The sequence below is a fragment of the Mesorhizobium sp. YR577 genome, from assembly GCF_900116595.1.
Lineage (GTDB): Bacteria > Pseudomonadota > Alphaproteobacteria > Rhizobiales > Rhizobiaceae > Mesorhizobium_M.
Map to the genome: position 1 here is coordinate 431,967 of NZ_FPBI01000001.1, position 22,375 is coordinate 454,341.

Consider the following 22,375-nt stretch of genomic DNA (forward strand, 5'->3'; position numbering starts at 1 on the left):
CGCAACGTCGGGGCGTTTGAAGCACCCCCACCCCTGACCCCTCCCCACAAGGGGGAGGGGGACGACTTGAGCGCTTTTGCCAGCAAGAACGGTGAATATCCGGGCTGGACGGTTGTGCAGCAGAGTTCCCCTCCCCCTTGTGGGGAGGGGCTAGGGGTGGGGGTGCTTCCGATGCAATTGCCCCCAAGGGGAGCAGCTCAACCCCGCGACCGCAGGGCCTCATTCAGGCCCGCCATTTCCTTCTCGTCGGGCGCTGTCTCCAGATCGAGCACCGGTATCTGCGCGCGCAGGTGGTCGTGGTGGGTGCGCACGCCGTATTCGAGGTCGGAGAGGTAGAAGCCGGCGAAGGCTTCCGACAGCATGGACTCGTTCGACCAGACCGAAAGCTGCACGTCTTCCGACATGGTTTCGCGGTCGATGCGGAAGGAGAGATAGCGGGCAGCTGCCTGTTCGCGCGTCTCGTCGCGGTATTTGTAGATCGCGCCGCGCAGCAGTGTCTCGCCGGTCGAAAGCGGGAATTCCTGATAGAACTGCACCGATTCCGGCATCACCGAAATCACCGCATTGGGAAACAGGCCGTAATAGACCCAGGCCTTCTTCAGCTTGTCCGGCAGGTGTGACGGTTCGGGCGCGATGTGGACGTATTGCTTCACGCTCCAGCGGCGGCCGGCATGTGGATTGTAGGTGGCGAAGGAGCGCGAGACGCCCTTGACGAAGGGCTCGTCGAAATAGGTCGAGCCATAGAGATCCTGCAGCGCCGGGTGCGCCATGGCGACGTGGTAGCCTTCATTGTCGACATCGCGAACGGACTTCCAGTTGACCGGGCTGGTCTGCGTCCAGATGCCGTAGGAAGGCTCCATATCGGCGATGCCGTAGTGGGACAATTCCGCCTCGAAAGGCTTCAACAACTCGGCAACCGACGGCTGCGGCCCTTTGCGGAAACGCACGAAGATCAGGCCCATCCAGATTTCCAGCTCAAGCGGCGTCAGGCCGAATTCGGCCTTGTCGAGTTCGGGGAAGCTGCCGGGGCGGGCGGCACCGCGCAGCGTGCCGTCGAGATTGTAGACCCAGCCGTGGAAGGGGCAGACCAGCGCATTCTTGCAGGTGCCCTGATTGTCGGCGACGACGCGGCTGCCGCGATGACGGCAGATGTTGTGAAAAGCCCGCACGACGCCGTCCTTGCCGCGCACGATCAGCGCGCGCTCGCCAACCACGTCCATGGTCAGGTAATCGCCTCCGTTCGGCACGTCAGAGACATGGCCGGCGATCTGCCAGTGATTGCGGAAGATATGTTCCTTCTCAAGCTCCAGCAGAGCGGGGCTGTGATAGGCCCAGCCGGGTAACCCGCGCCGGTCCCAGTCGTTGGGAACCTTCACGTCACGAATATGCGGGTTCATCGGCGCGCCCCTTTTCTTATTGAATTATCATTCAATAAGATCATATTTCCCATTAAATTGCAATGCTTTACGCAAAATCATAAGGTTTTCGAGGTGACAGATGTAAGCCCTGCAGCCGGAAAAAGCTCGACTTTTCCGCGTCTTAACCGGGCGTCGCGGTCACAAAAGAAATCGCGCCGGCGAGGGGCCGGCGCGATGCCTGATTTCAGCGAAAAAGAGGGACGGCCTGTCGTCCTACTTCTGGATTTCGGCCTTGATCTTGGCGACTTCCTCGGCGCTCATTTCGCCGACGGTCTTCACCTCGCCGCCCTGGATGCGCCACAGCCGGAACGGGCCGGTGATGTCGCCGTACTGGTCGAAGGTGACCGGGCCGATGACACCTTCATATTTGATCGGCTTGCCTTCCTTGATCAGGCCGAGCGCCTTGGCGAACTCTTCCTTGCCGGCATAGATCGGCTCGCCGCCATCAGCCACGACTTCGGGGATTGCGGTCTTGATTGCAGCGGACTCAGGCTTGCCGGCCTTGGCGATGGCAAGGGCCACGATCGCGCCGGCATCGTAGGAGCGGTCGGCAGCCGGTGCGTCGGGCTTGATGCCGCCAGAAAACGCCTCGTAATTGGCATTGAAATATTCCGTCGACTTGGTCGGGCTGGTGCCCGACGAGATGCCATAGGCTTCTTCCAGATATTGGGCGCCGACGCTGGAGATGAATTCGCTCGAATTCATACCGTCGTTGAGCATGAATTTCTGCGGCCCGCCGCCCGAAATCCAGGCGCGAGCGATCGTTGCGCCATCGACCGGGTAGCTGATCAGGTAGAGCGCTTCCGGCTCGCCGGCCATGGCCGCACTTGCCTCGGACGAATAGCTCGCCTGCTTTTCGTTGTAGGGCGTCACCGAGGTGATGGTGCCGCCGAGCTTTTCGTAGACTTCCTTGAATTCGCGCACCAGGTTGACGCCGAAATCGTTGTTGACGTGGATGATGGCGATCTTCTTCAGGCCCTGGCCGAGCGCGTGCTTGGCAGCGGCAACGCTTTGCAGGGCGTCCGAGGTGATGGTGCGGAAGAAGACGCCGTTGGTCTTGCCGTCACGGCCAAGCTGGGTGAGCGTCGGCGACGACGATGCCGGCGAAACCTGCACAACGCCGGCCGGTCCTGTGACCGACGTCAGGATCGGCAGCGACACCGACGAGATGATGCCGCCGATGATGACCGGCACCTTCTTGATGTTGACCAGCTGTGTCGCCTGGTCGACCGCAACCGTTCCCTGGCTCTGGCTGTCGCGCGTGTCGGTCACCAGCTTGCAGCCATTGACGCCGCCGGCTTCGTTGAAATCGCGGAACGCCATGTCGACCGATTTCGCGCCGGCTTGGCCGTATTCGCCAGCAGGTCCCGTCAGTTCCATGACGAGGCCGACGGTGATGTCGCAATCGGCCGCAAGCGCGGGCAGCGCCGAGGCACTGAGTGCCGTCAGCATGCTGGTGAGCAGAAGCATTTTCCTCATGTTCGTATTCCCCTTTTTGTTCGGGCCGGCTCGTTGCACGGCCGCTTGCATCGTTCAGTTTCGGTCGTAGTGTCGCGCCGTCTCCCGAGGCGCGGTGGTCAGGCAGCTCCCTTGTTGAGATTGTATTTCATGATCGCGCCGTGGCGGCCGGTGCGGTCGCGCTCCAGCGTATAGACGTCGCCTTCGAGCGGGTTGGCCTGTGCCAGCACCGCGTCGATTTCGGCCTGATCCTCCGCCGTCAAAGCGAGATCGGAAATCGCCAGATTGGAAGGCAGATGCGTGCGGTTGCGCGCTCCGACGATGACGCCGGCTACGCCCGGCCGCGTCAGCATGGCAGCACTCGCCACTGTGGCGATGTCGGTGCCGTGCCGGTCGGCGATGCCGCGTAGCGTCTTCAGCAAGGTCTGGAACAGATCCCAGCCACCGAAATCGTCGATGATAAGCTTGTATTTGACGAGCGAGCGGTTCTCCAGCGCGTCATCCGGCTCGGCAATGCCCAGCCATTTGTCGCTCAGAAAGCCGCCGGCAACGGTGCCGTAGCACAGCAGCGAGACACCGTTTTCGCCTGCTGCCTTCACCATCCGCTTTGCCGGGCGGCTGTCGAGCAGCGAATACTGCACCTGCATGGAGACCAGCGGCACGCCGCCGCCGATGATGGCCAGCATATGGTCGGTGTCGAAATTGGTGCCGCCGATGTGGCGTATCTTGCCGGCCTTGCGCAGTTCCTCCAGCCATTGCGCGGCTTCCAGCCAGCGCGGCGCTTCATAGTCCCACCAGTGGAACTGGACGAGGTCGAGCCGTTCGAGATTGAGCCGGCGCAGCGACTGGTCGATGACGCTTTCGACATAGGATTTGCTGATGCGCGGCAGCACCTCGAGATCGGGTACGAATTTGGTGTGCACGCCGATGCGGGCCAGCGCCTCTTCGCCGCGCAGGTCGCGGTAGCGCAGGCGGAAGCGGCCGATCAGCTCCTCGACGCCTGTATAGATATCGGCGCAATCGAAATTGGTGATGCCGGCATCGGCAAAGGCGACCATGTCGGCGATCGGGTCTTCGCTGGCCAGCGCGCCATGGCCGCTGGCCATCTGCCAGCCGCCGCGGATCACCCGCGATATCTCATAGCCCGGCGCCAGTCTGGTTCTCTGCATGGGATCAGTCTCGATCGTCTTGAAGCGGCACGGCGGTTGTCTGCGCGTGGCTGAAGCGGCGCAGGCCGGTGCGGATGATGCGGAAGCGCGACGTGCAATTGGGGTCCGGGCAGGCGACCTCGGCGTCGGTCGTCATCCAGTCGTTCTTGTGGGTGGGGCGCTGCTTTGCCGGCAGCAGCGGCAGGAGCGAGGCCAGCGAATAGATGGAAAAGCCCTGGCCCGGCGGCAGATGCAGCATCTCGCCACGCATCTCGAAATAGTCGCCGACCTTGGCGCCGCAATAGATGGCGCCGCCTTCCGGGGCCGTCACCTCGACCCGCAGGTCGTAAAGCTCGAAGGAATCGTCGTGCTCGTCAGCCATGGCGAACGGCCCTTTCCTCGGGATCGTCGACGTCGAGGCGCCCGCGTATCAGGTTGAAGGAGCGGGTGATGTCGTCGGTCAGCGCCTTGATCGAGCCTTTCACATCGCCGCGCTCCAGCGCCTCGATCAGCGCCCAGTGATGATGGGTTGCCGGAATGTCGCGATGCTCGTCGTGGATATGGGCAGCGGCGCGCACATAGGGGCCGGATTGCAGCCACAGGCTTTCGACGATGGGGATCAGCACCGCCGATCGGGCGGCGCGGTAGACGTAGAAATGAAAGGCGTGGTTCAGTTCGGACGTCTTGTGCGCCCTGTCGCCATCCTCGCTGCGAAAGGCCGTCTCGCAGGCGACGGTGAGCTGCTTCAGCTGTTCGAAATCCTCCGCCGAAAGGTTCGGCAGCGCCAGCGCCGTGATCTGCCCTTCGATCAGGCAGCGGGCGCGGGCAAGATCGTCGAGCCGCTCGCGGGTGATGGTGGGAACGCGGACCGAACGGTTGGGCAGTGCTTCCAGCGCCTGTTCCGAAACCAGCCGGCCAAGCGCCTCGCGCACCGGCATGGTGCTGGTCTGCAGCGTCTCGGCCAGATCCTGTATGCGCATCATCTCGCCGGCGTCGAACAGGCCGTGGATCAGCGAGCGGCGCAGCTCGGCATAGACGCGGTCATGCAGGGTTTCGCGCCCGACGGGGGAGAGGGCTCCGCGCCGGCTCATCGCTTCGATCCTTCGAAAATCCTGTCGCGAGGCTCGTCCCGCCCAGCGTTTCCGGGGGCGCGCAGTGCGTGCTGATTTTTCCGATCGGGCATGCTTGTCCGCCGTTCAAAATCGGGGGCCGTCATGCGGCCAACATTGATTTTTTTAGTTGCAATTCTGAAAGATGTAAAGTTTGATCAAACATCACCGATCAAAATATTTCGAATGAGCCCCGGATGCAGCCTCCTGCAAATGCCCCGACCGGTTCGACAGAAACAGGGCGTGCGCCGCTTGTGGAGGCGCACGGTCTGGTCAAGCAGTTTGGCGGTCTGCGCGCGGTCGACGGCATGTCGATCACGTTGCATCGCGGCGAGATGATGGGGCTGATTGGCCCCAATGGCGCGGGCAAGACGACGCTATTCAACCTGCTGGCCGGCAGCCTCAGGCCGACTTCCGGCGAGATCAGGATTGCCGGCGAAGCGGTTTCGCATGAGGGGCCCGAGCGCCGTGTCGCCCGCGGCGTCGGCCGCACCTTCCAGATCCCGCGGCCATTCGCCGAAATGACGGTTCTGGAGAACGTCCTGACCGGCGGCCAGCATCAGGCCGGCGAACACATCTGGAAGAATTTTTTGCAGCCCGGCCGCGTTGCGACGCAGGAGAAGGCTGCCGTCGAGAAGGCCCGTTCGCTGCTGGAATTCGTCACGCTTTCCGGCCTCGAGAGCGAGCCGGCGCGGGTGCTGTCCGGCGGTCAGCGCAAGCTGCTCGAACTCGCCCGCATCCTGATGGCCGACCCCGAAACCATCCTGCTCGACGAGCCGGCTGCCGGCGTCAACCCGACGCTGCTCGAACTCATCATCGACCGCGTGCTGGATCTCAATGCGCGCGGCAAGTCGATCCTGCTGATCGAGCACAATATGGAGATGGTCGCGCGGCTGTGCGGCCGGGTGGTGGTCATGGCGGCGGGAAAACATCTGGCGGAAGGCTCTCCCGCCGAAGTGTCGCGCGACCGCACCGTCATCGAAGCCTATCTCGGCGGGGTGGCGGCATGATCGCAACTGGCCAACCCGTCGCCCTGTCCACCAAAGCGCTGGTCGCCGGCTATGAGCGCGACCTGCCCATCGTGCGCGGGGTCGATTTTTCCATCCGCTCGGGCGAACTCGTCATCGTGCTTGGACCCAACGGCGCCGGCAAATCCACCTTCGTCAGGGCGATCGCCGGGTTGGTGCCGGTCCATTCCGGTGCAGCGTTCCTTGGCGATCGCGACATCACCACTGTGCCGGCCCATGAAAAGATCCGTCATGGCCTGGCGTTCGTGCCGCAGACCGAAAACATCTTCGCGACGCTGTCGATCAACGACAATCTGCTTCTGGCCGCAAACATCCTGCCGAAGGAGAATCGCAGCCGTCGCATCGCCGATCTCTACGCGATGTTTCCCGACCTCGCATCGCGGCCGTCGCTGCGTGCCGGCCAGCTTTCCGGCGGCCAGCGCCAGATGCTGGCGGTGGCGCGCGCGCTGATCGTCGAGCCTTCGGTGCTGATCCTCGACGAGCCGTCAGCCGGCCTGTCGCCCAAGATCGTCTCGGAGGTCTTTTCCAAGCTCAAGGCGATCAACGAAACCGGGGTCACCATCATTCTCGTCGAGCAGAATGTGAAGGCAGCGCTCGCCATCGCCGACCGCGCCGTGATCCTGGTCGAAGGCCTGCTGCGTCATGAAGGGCCGGCCGCGACATTGGCCGACGATCCCATCGTCGCCGAGCTTTATCTCGGCGCGCGGCATGAGCCGAAGGCGGTGGCGCCATGAACCCGCAGGCAATCATGGACGGGCTGATCACCGGCTCGATGATCGGGCTCGGCGCCATCGGCGTGACGCTGACCTATTCGATCCTGCGCTTCGCCAATTTCGCGCACGGCGAATTCATCAGCTGGGGCGCCTATTTCGCGCTGGCCATCAGCGGGGCGCTTGGCTCACTGTCGGGTGGGTTTCTCACGCCGATAGGGCCGTTCTCATTCGGCTGGTCGCTGCCCCTGGCGACCGTGATCGCCGTGGCGCTCACGGGTGGGCTGGCGCTTCTCGTCGACGCTCTTCTGTTCGGCCGCCTGCGCGCCCAGCGCGGCGCGGTCATCATCATGGTGATGGCGAGCTTTGGTGCGGCACTCACCCTGCGCAGCCTGCTCGAATTCATATTCACCTCCAAGCCTGCCTATTTTTCGAAGGCGCTGCAGATCGCATTGCCGCTCGGCGGCGGCTTGCGGGCGACACCCGACCAGCTTCTGTCGCTCGGCATTGCCGTGCTGCTCGTCGTCGCCATCCACCTGCTGCTCACCCGCACTGCGATCGGCCGCTCGATGCGCGCCGTCAGCGAGAACCAGCAGCTTGCCGGCGTCGTCGGCATCGATGTGCGCAAGGTCATCCGCACGGTCTGGGTGCTTGGTGCGGGGCTGGCCTGCGTCGCCGGCGTCATGGCCGGCCTGCTCGTGCAGATCCGCCCCTATATGGGTTTCGATCTCCTGCTGCCGCTGTTTGCGGCGGCGATACTGGGCGGCATCGGCAGTGTGCCCGGCGCCATGCTTGCCGGCCTGATCGTCGGGCTGACGGAGGCCTTTGCCGTCCAGCTCATCGGGGCCGAATGGCGCGCGGCCATCGCCTTCGTCATCCTCGTCGCGGTGCTGCTGCTACGCCCGCAGGGCCTGTTTGGGAGGCCGGAATGAGCGTCGAACTGATCGGCTATGGCGCCTTCTTCCTCACCATGGCGCTCACCTACGCCATCATCTGCCTGGGCCTAAACGTGCAGTGGGGGCAGACCGGCCTGTTCAATGTCGGCATTGCCGGCTTCGTCGCCATCGGCGCCTATGTCTCGGCGATCCTGACGACGCCCGACACTGCCAACCGCTTCGGCGGCTTTGACCTGCCGATCGCCGTCGGCTGGCTCGGGGCAGCGCTCGCCGCCGGCATCATCGCCTTCCTCATCGGCTGGCTGACGATCCGGCTGCGATCGGACTATCTCGCCATCGCCACCTTCGGCGTTGCGGTCGCGGTCCAGCTTTGCGCCCTCAATCTGGAGCGTCTCACCGGCGGACCCTTCGGCATCGGCTTCATCCCGCGTCCCTTCGCCAGCCTGGCCGGCGATCCGCTGGCCTTCAGCCTGCTCAATCTCGGCGTGCTCGTCGTTGTCGTGCTCGTGCTCTATCTCGCGCTGGAACGGCTGGTGCGCAGCCCGTGGGGACGCGTGCTGCGCGCCATTCGCGAGGACGAGACGGCAGCGCTGGCGCTGGGCAAAAGCGCGGTCAGGTTCCGCCTTCAGGCCTTCGCCATCGGCGGCGGCATCATGGGGCTGGCGGGTGCCGCGCAGGCCCATTTCATCGGCTTCATCGCGCCGGAAAACTACCTGCCTATGCTGACCTTCCAGGTCTGGGCGATGCTGATCGTCGGCGGTTCCGGCAACAATCGCGGCGCGATCCTTGGCGCGGTTCTGGTCTGGGGCATCTGGGCTGCTTCGGCGGCGGCTGTATCGGCCATCTTCCCGCCCGACCAGCAGGCGCGCGCCGCCGCACTCCAGATCGTCATGATCGGCGTCGCACTCTGTGCCATCCTGCTCCTGCGCCCACGCGGCATTCTGGGCGAGGTGCGGGTGGTTTCCCGCCATCTCGGCCGCCTCTCACCGCTCAAGCGCGCCACCTCGATCCCGCAAAACGATGAGCCTCAGCATGTCCAGAAGCCCTGACCACATCGCGCTCGGCGACACGCTTTCCATCAGCCGCCTGGTCTGCGGGCTGTGGCAGGTGGCCGATCTCGAAAAGGGCGGCACGCTGCTCGATCCAGAGCGCGCAGCGGATGCGCTTCAGGCCTATGCCGAAACCGGCTTCGACACCTTCGACATGGCCGACCACTATGGCAGCGCCGAAGTGATCACCGGCCGGCTTCTGGCGCGTTATCCCGCCAGCAAGCGTCCCGTCGCCTTCACCAAATGGTGCCCGGAGCCGGGGCCGATGACTGCCGAGATCGTGCGCAAGGGCGTGCAGGAACGACTCGACCGGCTCGGCGTCGACAAGGTCGACCTCCTGCAATTCCACTGGTGGACCTTCGAGCATCCAGCATGGCTCGACGCGCTGAATGAGATGGCGCAGCTCAAAGGCGAGGGGCTGATCGGCGCGATTGGCGTCACCAATTTCGATGCCGCGCATCTGGCGCTGGCGCTGGCCGACGGCGTGCCGATCGCCACCAATCAGGTTTCCTTCTCGCTGATTGACCGGCGGGCAGCGGGCGCGCTTTCCGATCTCTGCAAGAAAACCGGCGTGAAACTGCTGGCCTATGGCACGCTTTGCGGCGGCTTCCTTTCAGAAAAATGGCTGGGCCAGCCGGAACCCTCCGAAATCGCCGACTGGAGCCGCTCGAAATACAAGCGCTTCATCGATACGGCCGGCGGCTGGGCCGGTTTCCAGGGCATTCTCGTAGCTGCCAGCGAGATTGCCAAAAAACACAAGGTTTCGATTTCCAACGTCGCGACGCGCTGGGTACTCGAACATGAGGCGGTAGCGGCGGCCATCATCGGCGCGCGCATCGGCGAGAGCGAGCACCGCTCCGACAACCTCAACATTTTCGGCTTCGCGCTCGATGCCGAGGATAAGGCGCGGCTGGACCAGGCCTTTGCCGCGACGCAACCCATTCCCGGCGATTGCGGCGACGAATATCGCCGCCCGCCCTATCTCACCGCGTCGGGCGACCTCAGCCACCACCTCGACGCGATCCCGTCGGTGTTCAAGGCGGAGCGCATGCCCGGGCGTCCTGATCGCCTGCGTGTTTCCTCGGGAAGCATCTGGGAGCCGATCGCCGGCTACAGCCGCGCCGTGCGGGTGAAGGACATGATCCGCGTTTCCGGCACGACCGCCACCCACGCCGCCGACCGTTGCGTGGCGCCGGGCGATGCCGGCGCGCAGACCACCTACATTCTCGACAAGATCGCTGCCTCCATCACGGCGCTCGGCGGCAAGATGGAGGATGTCGTGCGCACCCGCATCTATCTGCGCGACGCCTCGAAATGGGAGCCGGTGTCCCGCGCCCATGGCCGGGTGTTCGGCGCGGTGCTGCCGGCCAACACATTGATCGAAGCCGGCGATCTGATCGGCGACTACGAGGTCGAGATCGAGGCCGAGGCGATCGTCTGAGGTTCCGCTGCAAAGCGCCGGCTGACGAAGCGTGAGCCGGCAAGCCCGAAGCGCCATGGATAATCGACCGCCTGGCTGATGCCGATGCGTTTTCCGACGAGGATGCCGACATCCGCCGTCCTTGCCGCGATCCGGATTTCCGGACCGTCGAGCGGCAGCCTGTCATGCGAGCGGTCGATGGCAAGCGCCTGGCAAAGCCTGCCGGGGCCAGCGCAAAGCAGGCGAATATCGTCGAGACCGCGCCGTTGCCGCATCAGGTCGATGCCTTCAAGCGGCTCCAGCGCGCGGATCAGCACCGCACTGCCCGGTTCGCAGACCGTGTTCAGGCACCAGTGAATCCCGTAGGACCGATAGACATAGGCGCGTCCGGGCGGCCCGAACATCGCGGCGTTGCGCTCGGTCGGCCCGCGAAAGGCGTGCGAGGCGGGATCGTCGGGGCGATAGGCTTCGGTCTCCACGATGATGCCGCCGACGCCATTGGCATGGATGATTGCGCCGATCAGATCGCGCGCCACAATCACGGCGTCGCGTGCAAAAAATGAGCTGGTCATGCCGGTCCGAAAAGGTTGCGGTTGGTACGTCAGGTGTCCGCGGCTACGCGTATCATTGCAAGGCTTTCCCTTCCACTTCGCAGTCACAAGAACCGGCGTCTCTGAAGTCGTTTCCGTCATGATGATGGCTTGAGCGCCATTCCCCGCACATATCGCCATCTCGATTCTTGCAATCGTCGGTAGAATCATTGCGTGAGTTTTGCGGCCTATGGCTCGCGGTCCTCTCGTACGAGGCCCGGTCCATTTCAAAAAAGGAGCAGATAATGGGAAGCAATCTGAGGCTCGGCGTTCTTGCCGCCGCCGCAATAGTGGCCGTTCTGGTTGTGCTGGGGTCCTGGTACACGATCGACCAGGGCGAGCGCGGCGTCATCCTGCGCTATGGCGCCATTGCCGGCACGGCTGAACCTGGCCTCGGTTTCAAACTGCCGATGATCGACGCCGTCGTGCGCGTTTCCGTCCAGTCCAAGGCTGTCGTCTACGACAAGATGGAGGCCTACAGCCGCGACCAGCAGCCGGCCGACATCAAGCTTTCGGTGAACTATCGGATCCCGGTCGATCAGGTCGATACGGTCTATGAAAAATACGGCTCGGAAGAGGGGCTGTTGTCGCGCCTGGTCGAGCGCAAGGTTTTCGAGGAAACCAAGACGGTTTTCGGCCGCTTCAACGCGGTGACGGCGATTCAGGAGCGCGGCCGCCTCAACCAGGAGATTGCCGAAGCCATTCAGCGAAGCGTTGCCGGGCCGGTGGTGATCGACTCGGTGCAGATCGAGAATATTGATTTCTCGGACGCCTACGAACAATCCATCGAGCAGCGCATGCTGGCCGAAGTCGAAGTGCAGCGTTTGCGCCAGAACGCGGAACGGGAAAAGGTGCAGGCCGAGATAACCGTCACGCAAGCCAATGCGCAAGCCGACGCACAGCGCGCTCAGGCCCAGGCGCAGGCTGATTCCGTACGCCTGCAAGCCCAGGCCGAGGCCGAAGCGATCCAGCTTCGCGGCGATGCAGAAGCTCTTGCAATCAAGGCGCGCGGCGATGCCTTGCGCGACAATCCGGGCCTTGTCGCCCTGACGCAGGCAGAGCGCTGGAACGGCCAGCTTCCCCAGACGATGCTTCCGAATGGCAGCATTCCGATGCTGAACCTGGATACGCGGCCCGTGGCGCAGGATTGATTGCTTTCCACCACGCGGCCGGTTTCGACCGGCCGCGCCGCGCGAAGCATGTTAGAAAAATGCACCTCTCCCTGCCGATGCCGGGAGACGGTCGTTCTTTCACGTCGTCGGAGTCGATCTGCGCTACCTTGCGCATGCACCGCTTCCTTAATCGCGCCCGACGCCACGTCAGACGAAAGATTATGGCTGACGGAAAATTGCTTCGGTGCCAGGAGGCGCGGCCGCAAGAGCGAACTTGAACGCACTAGAATCCAGCCTGGCATTGGAAGCGCTCGACGCATCCAGTGTCGAAGATTGCATCTTCAACTTTACCGACTGCCTCAAGCATCAAGTTCCAGCGCGATAGCCGCATTTAATTCTAATTTTCGTTGAATTTTTTATCCTGCCTGTCAGGGGTGCCATCTCTAAAAATACTTGCAGAGATCGCAACGAGCCGGCGTATTGACTCTTCAACATTGCCAGGGTCGCATTGGCCTTCCGAAAGCGCCTGAATCCGCCCCGAATCTGCCATCGTATAAAACATGGCTCCAATGACGAAATGAAACCGCCAATAGAGTTCGCTGCGCGGTAGTTCCGGCAGCGCTTCGCCAATAGCCTCGATGATGGCTCGGCTCGAAACGTCGAAGGCCGTGCTGAGGATGCGTCGAATTGATTCATGTCGTTCCAGCGCCAGTCGTGCTCGCAGCCGGACGAATGTACTGTTTTGACGTCTGCCTGATGAGAGCGCCGGCCGTAGGAAAGCCTCCAACACGTCCTCGAGTATAGGGCGCCCATCTTCCCTCCGCCTTACATTGCTGAGTAACTCCAGGCGCCATTTCACGATAGGTTGGGAGCTGCGGCTGAACAACTCCTCCAGTAAGGCGTCCTTCGAGCCGAAATGATAGTGAATCGCTGCAAGGTTTACGCCTGCGCGACTGGTAAGTTCGCGCAGGCTCACGGCTTCCACTCCATGCTCGGCGAACAATTCTCGCGCTGCTTCAAGGATTCTGTCGCGAGTAAGCGCTCCGGGTGGACTCGCTTGATTCTTGGCTATCATCGGGAGTCCCTTTTAAAAACTCGTATGAAGCAGGATAGTTAATCCCTTATCTGGGGTCAATACGTTCCTGCACCGTTAGCTTCGGCTTAAGTGGATATGATGAAGTATTTTCAGGCATCTAGGGGTGAGCGAAGCGGTCCGGTATACGCTACAAATCCAACAAAATATGATGATACAGTTTACACGAACGTTTAAATCACATATATGGATTTTCTTAGCTGGACCTAATTTGGGTTGGAGCAATTGGACGGCCTTCATATGCCGTCAGGTTGATGTGTCCGGCGAGCGAATCTGTTGGGAGGATTGGAATGGGTACGTTTTACGGTCGAGGACTGGGATTCACAGCAGCTTTCCTTGCTGCATCCGCCGTTCTGGGCGGTTCTGGATATGCCGCGGAGATCGGCAAAACCCTCGATGAGATCGTCGAACTGGCAAAGAAGGAACCGCCTGTGAAGATCGCTTCCACCTGGAGGGGCGAGATCATCGATGACACGGTGAAGGGGTTCAAAGAAAAATATGGACTGACGATGGAACTCCAGTTCGTCAGCGGCCTGGACGATCGGGAGCGGATCCTGAATGAAGCCCTGACCGGTCTTGTGGATTCCGACCTGGTCAACGTTTCGGGCGAACTGCGCGACAAGTTCATCAGCGCCGGCGTCGTCGAGCCGATCGATTGGAATGCGCTGTTTCCTGCCATAGATTCCAGCGACATCAGCCCGAAAGGCTATTTTCTGGGCACGGGTTTCAACCAGTTCGTTCTGGCTTACAATAAGAATCGCGTAGCCGAGGCCGATGCTCCCAAGGATTGGGAATCATGCCTGGATCCGAAGTGGAAAGGCCAAGTGGGTGTCTATTCGCGTCCGCTTGCGTTCGTCCAGCAGTACCTGAAATGGGGCGCAGAAAAAGGCGATGCCTACCAGAAGGCCCTAGTGGCCAACAATCCGGTATGGATGTCCACCACCAACTCTGCGACATCTCTGCTGGCGGCTGGAGAATACTCGCTGCTCTGCGGCATTCAATACCATGCCGTAAAGACAATCCTCAGAAGCGATCCGAACTCTCCAATCACCATCGTCGTTCCGAAGCTCTTTCCCTATCAGGTCGGCGAAGCGCTTGCCGTGATGAAGGGCGGTGAATCGCCAAACTCTGCCATCCTGCTGGCGGCTTACATGGCCACCGAGGGGTCAAAGGCATACGACGCTTTCGGACAGAGCAATCCCATGAAAAAGGGAACCGACGCCTACAACTATACCCACGCGGTAGGCGCCGAGCCTTTCTGGGCAGGCTGGGAATCGGATGGCAAGGCTCAGAGTGAAGCCAGCAAAGCCATTGTGTCCATCTGGGGCTTTCCCACCGGCCGGTAGACCGAGCAAGGTTTAGCCGGAGGCAGATTGCGACGGTCCAACCACTCTGAAAAAGTCACGGAAATGATAATTCTCGTTCTGGCCGCCTGAGGGCGGCCCGGCGTCCGCCACTTAATTACGTGTTGGGAACGGCCCAAGTCCCTGCGTTGGAAATGACGAGGATACGATGGCGTCTATCGATATTCAGCCCTCCGCATCGGCGCAAGGTCGATCACGGATCTTCGGCTGGCTTTCAAACAACCTCACATTGATTTTTATCACCGCGCTTATTTTGCTGATGGTCGTCTTGCCGGTTATCCGGTTGGTAATTTCCTCATTCCAGGAAGGCCACCCGGCTTTCCCTGATGGCTGGACGCTGGACAATTATGGCTATGCCCTGACACAGCCCAATCTATTGGAAACACTTGGCAGAACCTTCTGGATTGCTGCTATCGGCACTTTGTTTGCCCTCTGCCTTGCGGTTCTTCTGGCATTTCTCGTCGAACGCACAGACATGCCGTTCCGCAACCTTGCCTGGATGGTCATCATCATCCCCATGGCCATGCCGGGCATTCTGTTCGCGATGGGATGGGCCTTACTGCTTTCGCCAAATTCAGGCGCTTTGAATGTGGCCTTGCGCGGGCTGTTGAATCTTGTCGGCCTCGACATCGGCAAAGGCCCCATCGACATCTTCTCCGTGGGTGGACTGATCTTCTTGGACAGCATTCGTGGCGTAACGACCATCTTTCTAATGGTTGTCGGCAGCTTTCGAATGATGGATCCTACCTTGGAAGAAGCGGCAATGACGTCCAAAGCCAACCGGATCAAGACGTTCCTGAAAGTTACACTGCCCGTCTTGGCTCCGGCGATTCTCGCTGCGGGCATGTATTCTTTTATCCTGAGCATGGAGTCGTTCGAATCCGCGCTCGCGGTTGGTCTTCCCGGCGGCGTCTTCGTCCTCAGCACGATGATCTATTTTACGACCCGCGTCCAAGCGCCGATCGACTATGGTCTTGCGGCGGTCTATGGCGTTCTCTTCATGCTGCTGATGATGTTGTTGCTGTTGGTGTACCGGCGGTCCATTCGTCATGCAGAGAGATTCACAACGGTGACGGGCAAAGGTTTTCGTCCGCGCATCATCTCGATCGGCAAGTGGCGTTACGCAGCCCTGGCAGTCGTCGTGGTCTACTTCATTATTTCGACGGTATTGCCATTTGCAATTCTGCTTTGGACCAGTCTGTTGCCGAGTTACCGGCCGCCGTCATGGGAAGCGCTGCAGGTTGTCTCGATCAAGAATTTCGTCACCGTCTTCAGCAATGACCAGATCGTCAGGATCGTCTGGAACACGTTCCTGCTGATGATTATGACCGCGACAATAACAACTCTTCTGTCCTTCTTTGCTTCCTGGATGATTGTACGAAACCACGGCAGCAAGACGATTTCTGCTGTGCTCGACTACACTGTATTCATGCCGCTGGCTGTGCCAGGGATCGTCACCGCAACGGCCCTGATGATGGCCTTCCTGACGCCACCGCTCAATCGGCTCGGCATCTACGGCACGATCTGGATCGTCGTGCTGGGACTGACGATATCCTACCTGCCTTTTTGCACCCGGCTGATGAACGGGGCGATCATGCAAATTCACAAGGAGCTTGAACAGGCCGCCTATGTCTGTGGCGCCACCGTGTTCAAGACGATGATGCGCATAACGCTTCCACTCCTGTTTCCCGCATTCGCAGCGGGGTGGATTTGGGTCGCCGTCCATGCGCTGCGGGCATTTGCAATCCCGCTGATGCTGTCCGGGCGCGATAACAAGGTGTTCGCCGTCTATCTCTGGGAAAACTGGGAGCAGTATGCCCCGGTTGCCGCGGCCATGGGCGTCATCATGGTCATCATCCTGATTCCTCTGACGATGTTGCTGCGCCGTTTCATTTCTCAAATCAGCCGCCAGAACTAAGAGATTATTATGAAAATTACTGTCACCGGACTAGGCAAAGACTTCTCGTCGTTTGGCGGGTCGTCTGTTGCGGCCCTCAAGGACGTAAGCTTCCAGATCGAAAAAGGCGAATTTTATACCTTGCTTGGCCCAAGCGGCTGCGGAAAGAGTACGACTCTTCGCTGCATTGCCGGCCTGGAAACACCCGATCGGGGACGCGTCACGATCGGCGACAAGGTTGTCGCCGCACCGGGCATTTTCGTGCCGCCGCATCAGCGACCGATTGGTATGGTGTTTCAGTCATACGCGATCTGGCCGCATATGACCGTATTTAACAATGTTGCCTTTCCGCTAACCAATGGTGAGCGGAAGGTTTCGAAGGTTGAGTATCGGCGCCGGGTGATGGAGATGCTCGATCTCATGCAGATGGGACATCTCGCCGACAGACCGGCGCCCTATTTGAGCGGCGGTCAGCAGCAACGCGTTGCCTTGGCACGCGCCTTGGTATCGAGTTCTGAAGTTTTGCTACTCGACGAACCGCTCAGCAATCTTGACGCCAAGCTTCGCGAAGACCTTCGCGTAGAGATCAAGGAGCTGACGAAACGACTGGGCATAACGTCGATCTATGTGACGCACGACCAGGTCGAAGCGCTTGCCATGTCGGATCGTATCGCAGTGATGTATGGCGGCAAGATCGTTCAGGAAGCTACGCCTTACGAACTCTACACCAATCCCATCAACGATTTCGTGGCGCAGTTCGTCGGCCGGGTAAACCTGTTCGATGGCATCGTTCTGGAAGAAGCAGCGCAAGGCAAAGGGGTCGTGCAAACCGCGCAGGGCACTTTTCGCTGCGTCATGGCGCCAGGTTTGGCCACGGGGGCCCGGGCCAAGTTGGCTGTACGGCCCGAGACCCTCAGTGTGGCGCAACCGGGCCAGAAGGCCGATGCGAACATTCTGGATGGCGATGTCGAAAAGGTGATGTTTCTTGGCGAGGCCATCGAATGCACCGTCAGGGCGCAGTCGCAGCCAGTTCTGGCCAAGCTCCCAATCACCAGTCTTGTCTCGGTCGGCGAACATATTCGGCTGCAATTCAGTTCGGATACAAGCCGGCTGCTGCCCGCCATTGCCTGATCCATTCAACCAACATTTCGGAATCCAGTAAGCAGGAGGTCATTCCATTGAACAAGCCATATTTTCTCAAGCCGATGCCGGAATCGGAATGCCCGAGCATCCTCACGGAACCGCGGAAAGAGGAGTCGCGCAACGTGCGTCTGGTCGGCCATTCGGATCTAAACGGGTGGGGCGATGCGTTCCAGATCCGGGTCAAAGATGGCATTTGCTATATCGCCGGTGCGGGACTTTACGGCTCTTATGGACTGACTGTCCTCGACGTAGCTGATCCTTCCAATCCGACGGTAATTCACCAGATCAAGCATCCGCCTACGGCGAGAAGCCACAAAGTCCTTCTGGTCGATGATGTTCTGATCATGAATGTCGACAAGAAGCCTGGCGCGGACGATCCCGATGTCAAAGGCGGCCTGCGGCTTTACGACAATAGCAATCCGCGCGAACCAAAATTCATGAAATATGTCGAGACCGAGGGGAACGGCATTCACCGTCCGGTCTACGATCCGCATCGCAAGCTTCTCTATAGCGGCGGGTTCAAGGATGGTTGTAACGGCCGAGTCTTGATCGTGCACGATATGAAGGACCCTTCCAATCCGGAACTGATCGGCGAGGGCTGGGTGCCCGGCCAGAACGAGGCGGCTGGTGAAACCCCGACCTGGGACATGGAACTTCTGAGCAAGAAGAGCATGGACCTTCACGAAGCGCAGCCATTTGGAAACTATGTGACCTGCGCGTGGCGGCGTGGCGGCTTCGGCATTATGGATTTGACAGACCCGACAAAGCCAAGCCTGATGTGGCGGCAAAATCCCTACGAGACGCACAACTGGTCGCCGGCATCGCACACGTTCATTGTTCCCGAAGGATCTGCCTTCGGCATCCTTTTGACCGAGACTCACAGCAACAATTGCGCGCACCCACCGGCATTTGCCACCTTCTATGACATGCGCAACGATCAGAAGCCGATCTCGATCAGCACCTTCAATCCCTATCCGATCGACCCCATCACCATGCGGCCGAAGGATGGGTCCTGGTGCCAGCAGGGCGCCCGCTACGGCGCCCACAACACCTGGCAGTGGATGAAGGCTGACGATCCGCTTTATCTGACCTGGTTCAACGCTGGTGTTCGTATCGTCGACTGGTCCAATCCGTTCGAGCCGAAGGAACTCGGATACTATATTCCAGCCGGAACAAAGGAGCGGTTCTGTCCGCAGACCAACGAGGTGTTCGTCGATCGCCAGACCGGCCTGATCTACATCACCGACCGCTGGGGCCTCGGCCTGCACATTCTTGAGTACACTGGCTGAGACTGGGTTGCGGGAGAACAGGTGATGCAGCAACTAGGAACGAATGTTTTTGTCGAAACTGGCTACGACTGGGCGAATGTCGCGGCAGTTGTTACCAAATCGGGTGCCGTCCTCATCGACTGCCCGGTGCGCCCCTCCGACTCGGCGCATTGGCAGCAAGTGGTTAAGGGACTGCATCCGAAGGGCGGCAGGTATCTTATCACCACCGACTATCACGGCGACCATGTCGCCGGCTCATCCTTCATCGAAGGCATCGGCGATACGGTGAACTTCCTGGCGCCTCAGGTTGCGTTTGACGAAATCCAGAAGAGCGACAATGCCTTCTCCAAGGAGATATTCGTCGAAACGCTGAGGGATCAGGGCCATACGGAAGAGGCCGACAAGATCCAGAATGCCCCAATCCCCTCCCCAACTTTCTGTTGGGAAGAGACGATGCTCCTGCACCTCGAGCCTTACACGTTCAACATTCGCCGTCTCGCGGGCCATTCACCGGCAACGTCGTCCGTCTACCTGCCGGAAGAAGGAATTCTCTTCTCCAGCGATATCGTCAGCCATCATGGCGGAGGCATGCGGGACGCCCATATCGGCGACTGGATCCGCGCTCTCGACTGGATCGAGGCGCTTCCGATCGAAACGATTGTGCCTGGCCACGGCGACATCTGCGGAAAGGACGTCGTTCGCAAGCAGCGTCAGCGGATGGTCGACATTTTGGGTGCGGTCGGCGATCTCGTGAACAAGGGCCTGTCCAAAGACGAAGTGATCGTCGACGAAGCTCTAACCAAGCGCTTCTTCCGCGTCGATACATCCCGTGGCGAATATTGGCTCAACCAGAGGCGGGAAACGTTCCGGGAGGGCATTTCGCGGGTCTATGATGAAATCAAGGGAGTTGCCTGATGTATAAGGCGCAGGAGTTCAGGCTCGGCCGCATATTCCAGATCAAGTGTGACCCAGGCGACGATTACTTCACCCAGATCAATGCCTTCGTCCGCGAGAAAAACATCCGGGCGGGGTCGGTGTTCCTGCTCGGCGCGCTCTCCGAAACCAAGATCGTGTCCGGCTTCAACAGCATGGAAGGCCACGATCTCCGCCATCATCACTTTGTCGATTGGCGCGAACTGGTTGGATATGGAAACATATCCTGGCCAGAAAAGCCGCCGGCAATTCTCGGCGACGTGGTTTGGGACGAGCCGCAGCCATTCGTACATATCCATCTGGGCTTGAGCGGCGGTCCTGGCGCCACGGAGGAGACGCTGATCGGCCATCTCTGCGACGGCACAATCAAAGGCGGACTGACGACCCAGATATATGAGTTGCTTATCGATTAGCCTGCCGTCAGACCTAGCCGGCAATCGGAAACGCCCGCGCGCGGGCGTTTTGCGTTCTGAGCAACTTGCGCAAAGGCGTCGGAAATTTTCGGGCCGCGAATTTGGCGGCGTACTGTCTGGCCAAGCTCCGGGAACCGCAAGCAAAGGCGGACCGGACCGCGAATGGTCCAGCCAGCCATGATGAAACCCAGAAAGGATAGATCTATCGGATTGCCAGCGGGTTGATCGGGGAACCCACGGCGCCGGTGATCGGAAGTGTCGGCGCGACGAACAGGAAGTCGTATGTTTTGTCCTGGGCGCAATCCTTGGCCAGTTCATCCAGTTTGAAGATCTCGCCCATAGTGAGACCCATGATCGGTATGCAGATCCAGTGCCATGGCTGATTGGCGTCTGTCGTCTCGTTCGGCCGCACCTCGACACCCCATGTGTCGGTGGCCACGGCCGCAACCTGTTTTTCCTGCAGCCAATCTAGCGTGTCGAATGCTAGACCTGGAGCGTCGCCGCCTGGATAGCCGTCCCAGCTTCCGGCTTCCCACTTCGCTTCCATATGGCCGGTGCGGATCAGCAGGTAATCGCCCTTGCGCACTTCGACGCCCTGGGCTTTCGCGCATTCGTCCAGCATCTCGCTGGTGATGGCAAAACCGTCGTCCAGCCAGTCGACGCCGAGGTGCCTGGCTATGTCCAGCAGTACGCCACGGCCAACCATCTTTTCCTTAGTATGCTCGATGCCGCATTTGGCCGCGCCGAACGAGGAAACCTCACGGCAGTCATAGCCGTTCCACATATTGTTGCCGTAGAAAATATGCCCGAGACCGTCCCAGTGAGTGGCGGCCTGCAACGGCAGCAGAACAAGGTCGTCGGCCGAACGGATGCCGCGCTTGTCAAGCACGCCGGAATAGGCGTCCGTTCCCGTGCGCAGCATGGTGTGGACTGGATTGAAGCGGCCCACAGGCGGAAATTTGGTCTTGCCGCCTTGAGGGCCGTTGTTGTCGAGGTTGATCGCGAGAGAGATAACGCGACCTTTGCGAACCAGTCCAGCCGCAGAAATGATATCATCCGCCGTTGTGTAATTCAGTGTGCCGACATGATCGCTTTCTCCCCACCGGTTCCAATTCTTGAGCCGGTCTGCCGCGCTTTCAATATCCTTCATCGACAATTTTGCTGGTGCGTTTGGATCGGCATTCAAAGGCATTTCATGCTCCCGATAAAAACAAATTCTTTCATGCATGACCGCCGCGGTCAGTGCTGCGAGCACACTACCCAAATGCCTTGACAGTTTCAAACGTTTGTTTCTATTAGTCGTTCGTTTTCATTATTTAACAGATGTCGGAAGGAATGCAGTGCAAATGGCGGCCAAGACAATTTTGAGCGTTGCGGTGACGGGAAACCAGACGACGCTTTCGCAGCACCCCGGCTTGCCCTGCACACCCAAACAGATTGCTGATGCGGCAATTGAGTCCGCCAAGGCCGGCGCCGCCATCGCCCATCTCCATGTGCGCTATGCAGACGGCCGCCCCAGTATGGAACTCGACCACTATCGCGAGACTGTGGATCGCATTCGGTCGTCTTCGACGGATGTGCTGATCAATCTGACCACCGGCCCGGGACAACGTTTCGTGCCGAGCGCCGACAACCCTGCGGTTGCGGCTCCAGGTACCACGCTGGTGCACCCGCTGCGCCGGGTCGAACACATAACCGCGATCAAGCCCGACATCTGCAGCCTCGATCTTAACACTATGTGGTCCGGGTCCGCAGTCGTGATCAACACCCCCGACAATGTGAAGATCATGGCCGAAGCGATCTATGAGGCAGGTACGATCCCCGAGCTCGAAGTCTTTGACAGCGGCGACATCAATCTCGGCCTTGCCCTGATCGAACAGGGCGTGCTGAAAAGCCCACCCCTATTCCAGATCGTCACTGGCATCCGCTATGGTTTTGCCGGCAATCCGGAGGCCTTGTTCTACGCGCGCTCGATGCTGCCGCCCGATGCCACGTGGGCCTGCTTCGGCATTGGCCGCATGGCCTTCCCGATGGTTGCGCAGTCTTATCTACTCGGCGGCCATGTTCGCGTAGGGCTGGAAGATGCCGTCCAAATCCGAAAGGGCCAGCTCGCCCGGGACAACGCTGAATTGGTCGATAAGGCAGTCACCATCGTTGACGCCCTCGGCGGGGAAATGGCCACAGCGGCAGAGGCCCGCACCATTTTAGGCATTGCGCACTAGTCTCGGAAAGCAACGCTCCATCGTCTCGCGAGACGGCCGGAAATAGAGTCAGAGCCTTGGTCGCGTGCGCAGGATCTTCCGCAGAGACTGCGGATAACGGACAC

21 protein-coding genes are annotated in these 22,375 nt (G+C 60.4%); 13 read left to right on the plus strand and 8 right to left on the minus strand.

Annotation, left to right across the window (positions count from 1 at the left end; translation table 11 throughout):
* Window positions 1-197: 197 nt before the first annotated feature.
* The 5 genes from BM413_RS02205 to BM413_RS02225 form a co-directional block, all read right to left on the minus strand.
* Complete coding sequence (locus BM413_RS02205; protein ID WP_091909771.1) at window positions 198-1,397, minus strand: aromatic ring-hydroxylating oxygenase subunit alpha; 1,200 nt, start codon at window positions 1,395-1,397, stop codon at window positions 198-200.
* Window positions 1,398-1,631: 234 nt separating this feature from the next.
* On the minus strand, window positions 1,632-2,897 hold the full coding sequence (locus BM413_RS02210; protein WP_091909774.1) for an ABC transporter substrate-binding protein: 1,266 nt from the start codon (window positions 2,895-2,897) through the stop codon (window positions 1,632-1,634).
* Window positions 2,898-2,995: 98 nt separating this feature from the next.
* A complete protein-coding gene (locus tag BM413_RS02215; protein WP_091909777.1) occupies window positions 2,996-4,045 on the minus strand; it encodes an aldo/keto reductase in 1,050 nt (349 codons plus the stop codon).
* Between the two features lie 4 nt (window positions 4,046-4,049).
* Window positions 4,050-4,406: a TIGR04076 family protein gene (locus BM413_RS02220; protein ID WP_091909781.1), complete on the minus strand. Its 357-nt coding sequence runs from the start codon at window positions 4,404-4,406 to the stop codon at window positions 4,050-4,052.
* A complete protein-coding gene (locus BM413_RS02225) occupies window positions 4,399-5,115 on the minus strand; it encodes a GntR family transcriptional regulator (protein WP_091909784.1) in 717 nt (238 codons plus the stop codon). Before BM413_RS02225 ends, BM413_RS02220 begins: the two co-directional genes overlap by 8 nt.
* 215 nt (window positions 5,116-5,330) lie before the next feature.
* Between BM413_RS02225 and BM413_RS02230 the strand changes: the two genes are divergently transcribed.
* The 5 genes from BM413_RS02230 to BM413_RS02250 are packed head-to-tail and all read left to right on the plus strand — an operon-like array spanning window position 5,331 to window position 10,257.
* Entirely contained in the window at window positions 5,331-6,143 is an 813-nt protein-coding gene (locus BM413_RS02230) for an ABC transporter ATP-binding protein (protein WP_091909786.1), read from the plus strand.
* Window positions 6,140-6,895 (plus strand): ABC transporter ATP-binding protein, encoded by a 756-nt coding sequence (locus tag BM413_RS02235; RefSeq protein ID WP_091909789.1) that lies wholly within the window; start codon window positions 6,140-6,142, stop codon window positions 6,893-6,895. The genes BM413_RS02230 and BM413_RS02235 overlap by 4 nt, the downstream gene beginning before the upstream one ends.
* Window positions 6,892-7,803, plus strand: a complete 912-nt coding sequence (locus BM413_RS02240; RefSeq protein WP_091909792.1) for a branched-chain amino acid ABC transporter permease — start codon at window positions 6,892-6,894, stop codon at window positions 7,801-7,803. The genes BM413_RS02235 and BM413_RS02240 overlap by 4 nt, the downstream gene beginning before the upstream one ends.
* Window positions 7,800-8,816: a branched-chain amino acid ABC transporter permease gene (locus BM413_RS02245; protein WP_091909795.1), complete on the plus strand. Its 1,017-nt coding sequence runs from the start codon at window positions 7,800-7,802 to the stop codon at window positions 8,814-8,816. Before BM413_RS02240 ends, BM413_RS02245 begins: the two co-directional genes overlap by 4 nt.
* Window positions 8,800-10,257, plus strand: coding sequence for an aldo/keto reductase (locus BM413_RS02250; protein ID WP_091909797.1), 1,458 nt, complete (start codon window positions 8,800-8,802; stop codon window positions 10,255-10,257). Before BM413_RS02245 ends, BM413_RS02250 begins: the two co-directional genes overlap by 17 nt.
* On the opposite strand, the gene BM413_RS02255 is transcribed toward BM413_RS02250, so the two are convergent.
* On the minus strand, window positions 10,221-10,808 hold the full coding sequence (locus tag BM413_RS02255; protein ID WP_091910306.1) for a DNA-3-methyladenine glycosylase: 588 nt from the start codon (window positions 10,806-10,808) through the stop codon (window positions 10,221-10,223). The genes BM413_RS02250 and BM413_RS02255 overlap by 37 nt on opposite strands.
* Window positions 10,809-11,071: 263 nt before the next feature.
* Between BM413_RS02255 and BM413_RS02260 the strand changes: the two genes are divergently transcribed.
* On the plus strand, window positions 11,072-11,977 hold the full coding sequence (locus BM413_RS02260; protein ID WP_091909800.1) for a prohibitin family protein: 906 nt from the start codon (window positions 11,072-11,074) through the stop codon (window positions 11,975-11,977).
* A gap of 358 nt (window positions 11,978-12,335) precedes the next feature.
* Here BM413_RS02260 and BM413_RS02265 read toward each other — a convergent pair whose 3' ends face one another.
* Window positions 12,336-13,013, minus strand: a complete 678-nt coding sequence (locus BM413_RS02265; RefSeq protein WP_091909803.1) for a TetR/AcrR family transcriptional regulator — start codon at window positions 13,011-13,013, stop codon at window positions 12,336-12,338.
* Between the two features lie 308 nt (window positions 13,014-13,321).
* Between BM413_RS02265 and BM413_RS02270 the strand changes: the two genes are divergently transcribed.
* The 6 genes from BM413_RS02270 to BM413_RS02295 all read left to right on the plus strand — a co-directional run bounded on the left by BM413_RS02270 (window position 13,322) and on the right by BM413_RS02295 (window position 20,049).
* Window positions 13,322-14,377 (plus strand): ABC transporter substrate-binding protein, encoded by a 1,056-nt coding sequence (locus tag BM413_RS02270; protein ID WP_175544227.1) that lies wholly within the window; start codon window positions 13,322-13,324, stop codon window positions 14,375-14,377.
* Between the two features lie 166 nt (window positions 14,378-14,543).
* Window positions 14,544-16,313 carry an ABC transporter permease gene (locus tag BM413_RS02275; RefSeq protein WP_091909809.1) on the plus strand — a complete coding sequence of 590 codons (1,770 nt, stop codon included), beginning with the start codon at window positions 14,544-14,546 and terminating at the stop codon, window positions 16,311-16,313.
* Window positions 16,314-16,322: 9 nt separating this feature from the next.
* On the plus strand, window positions 16,323-17,423 hold the full coding sequence (locus BM413_RS02280; RefSeq protein WP_175544228.1) for an ABC transporter ATP-binding protein: 1,101 nt from the start codon (window positions 16,323-16,325) through the stop codon (window positions 17,421-17,423).
* Window positions 17,424-17,470: 47 nt separating this feature from the next.
* A complete protein-coding gene (locus BM413_RS02285) occupies window positions 17,471-18,724 on the plus strand; it encodes an LVIVD repeat-containing protein (RefSeq protein WP_091909812.1) in 1,254 nt (417 codons plus the stop codon).
* Between the two features lie 24 nt (window positions 18,725-18,748).
* On the plus strand, window positions 18,749-19,618 hold the full coding sequence (locus BM413_RS02290; RefSeq protein WP_091909815.1) for an MBL fold metallo-hydrolase: 870 nt from the start codon (window positions 18,749-18,751) through the stop codon (window positions 19,616-19,618).
* A complete protein-coding gene (locus tag BM413_RS02295) occupies window positions 19,618-20,049 on the plus strand; it encodes a PPC domain-containing DNA-binding protein (RefSeq protein WP_091909819.1) in 432 nt (143 codons plus the stop codon). The genes BM413_RS02290 and BM413_RS02295 overlap by 1 nt, the downstream gene beginning before the upstream one ends.
* Before the next feature lie 202 nt (window positions 20,050-20,251).
* Here the strand turns inward: BM413_RS02295 and BM413_RS02300 are convergent, their stop codons facing one another.
* Window positions 20,252-21,304: a cyclase family protein gene (locus tag BM413_RS02300; RefSeq protein ID WP_244537716.1), complete on the minus strand. Its 1,053-nt coding sequence runs from the start codon at window positions 21,302-21,304 to the stop codon at window positions 20,252-20,254.
* Between the two features lie 91 nt (window positions 21,305-21,395).
* Between BM413_RS02300 and BM413_RS02305 the strand changes: the two genes are divergently transcribed.
* Window positions 21,396-22,271 (plus strand): beta-keto acid cleavage family enzyme, encoded by an 876-nt coding sequence (locus tag BM413_RS02305; protein WP_091909825.1) that lies wholly within the window; start codon window positions 21,396-21,398, stop codon window positions 22,269-22,271.
* Window positions 22,272-22,375: the final 104 nt, after the last annotated feature.

Coding starts and splice junctions, on each gene's coding strand:
- BM413_RS02205 (WP_091909771.1), bottom strand. CDS start 1,397: ATGAACCCGCATATTCGTGACGTGAAGGTTCCCAACGACTGGGACCGG.
- BM413_RS02210 (WP_091909774.1), bottom strand. CDS start 2,897: ATGAGGAAAATGCTTCTGCTCACCAGCATGCTGACGGCACTCAGTGCC.
- BM413_RS02215 (WP_091909777.1), bottom strand. CDS start 4,045: ATGCAGAGAACCAGACTGGCGCCGGGCTATGAGATATCGCGGGTGATC.
- BM413_RS02220 (WP_091909781.1), bottom strand. CDS start 4,406: ATGGCTGACGAGCACGACGATTCCTTCGAGCTTTACGACCTGCGGGTC.
- BM413_RS02225 (WP_091909784.1), bottom strand. CDS start 5,115: ATGAGCCGGCGCGGAGCCCTCTCCCCCGTCGGGCGCGAAACCCTGCAT.
- BM413_RS02230 (WP_091909786.1), top strand. CDS start 5,331: ATGCAGCCTCCTGCAAATGCCCCGACCGGTTCGACAGAAACAGGGCGT.
- BM413_RS02235 (WP_091909789.1), top strand. CDS start 6,140: ATGATCGCAACTGGCCAACCCGTCGCCCTGTCCACCAAAGCGCTGGTC.
- BM413_RS02240 (WP_091909792.1), top strand. CDS start 6,892: ATGAACCCGCAGGCAATCATGGACGGGCTGATCACCGGCTCGATGATC.
- BM413_RS02245 (WP_091909795.1), top strand. CDS start 7,800: ATGAGCGTCGAACTGATCGGCTATGGCGCCTTCTTCCTCACCATGGCG.
- BM413_RS02250 (WP_091909797.1), top strand. CDS start 8,800: ATGTCCAGAAGCCCTGACCACATCGCGCTCGGCGACACGCTTTCCATC.
- BM413_RS02255 (WP_091910306.1), bottom strand. CDS start 10,808: ATGACCAGCTCATTTTTTGCACGCGACGCCGTGATTGTGGCGCGCGAT.
- BM413_RS02260 (WP_091909800.1), top strand. CDS start 11,072: ATGGGAAGCAATCTGAGGCTCGGCGTTCTTGCCGCCGCCGCAATAGTG.
- BM413_RS02265 (WP_091909803.1), bottom strand. CDS start 13,013: ATGATAGCCAAGAATCAAGCGAGTCCACCCGGAGCGCTTACTCGCGAC.
- BM413_RS02270 (WP_175544227.1), top strand. CDS start 13,322: ATGGGTACGTTTTACGGTCGAGGACTGGGATTCACAGCAGCTTTCCTT.
- BM413_RS02275 (WP_091909809.1), top strand. CDS start 14,544: ATGGCGTCTATCGATATTCAGCCCTCCGCATCGGCGCAAGGTCGATCA.
- BM413_RS02280 (WP_175544228.1), top strand. CDS start 16,323: ATGAAAATTACTGTCACCGGACTAGGCAAAGACTTCTCGTCGTTTGGC.
- BM413_RS02290 (WP_091909815.1), top strand. CDS start 18,749: ATGCAGCAACTAGGAACGAATGTTTTTGTCGAAACTGGCTACGACTGG.
- BM413_RS02295 (WP_091909819.1), top strand. CDS start 19,618: ATGTATAAGGCGCAGGAGTTCAGGCTCGGCCGCATATTCCAGATCAAG.
- BM413_RS02305 (WP_091909825.1), top strand. CDS start 21,396: ATGGCGGCCAAGACAATTTTGAGCGTTGCGGTGACGGGAAACCAGACG.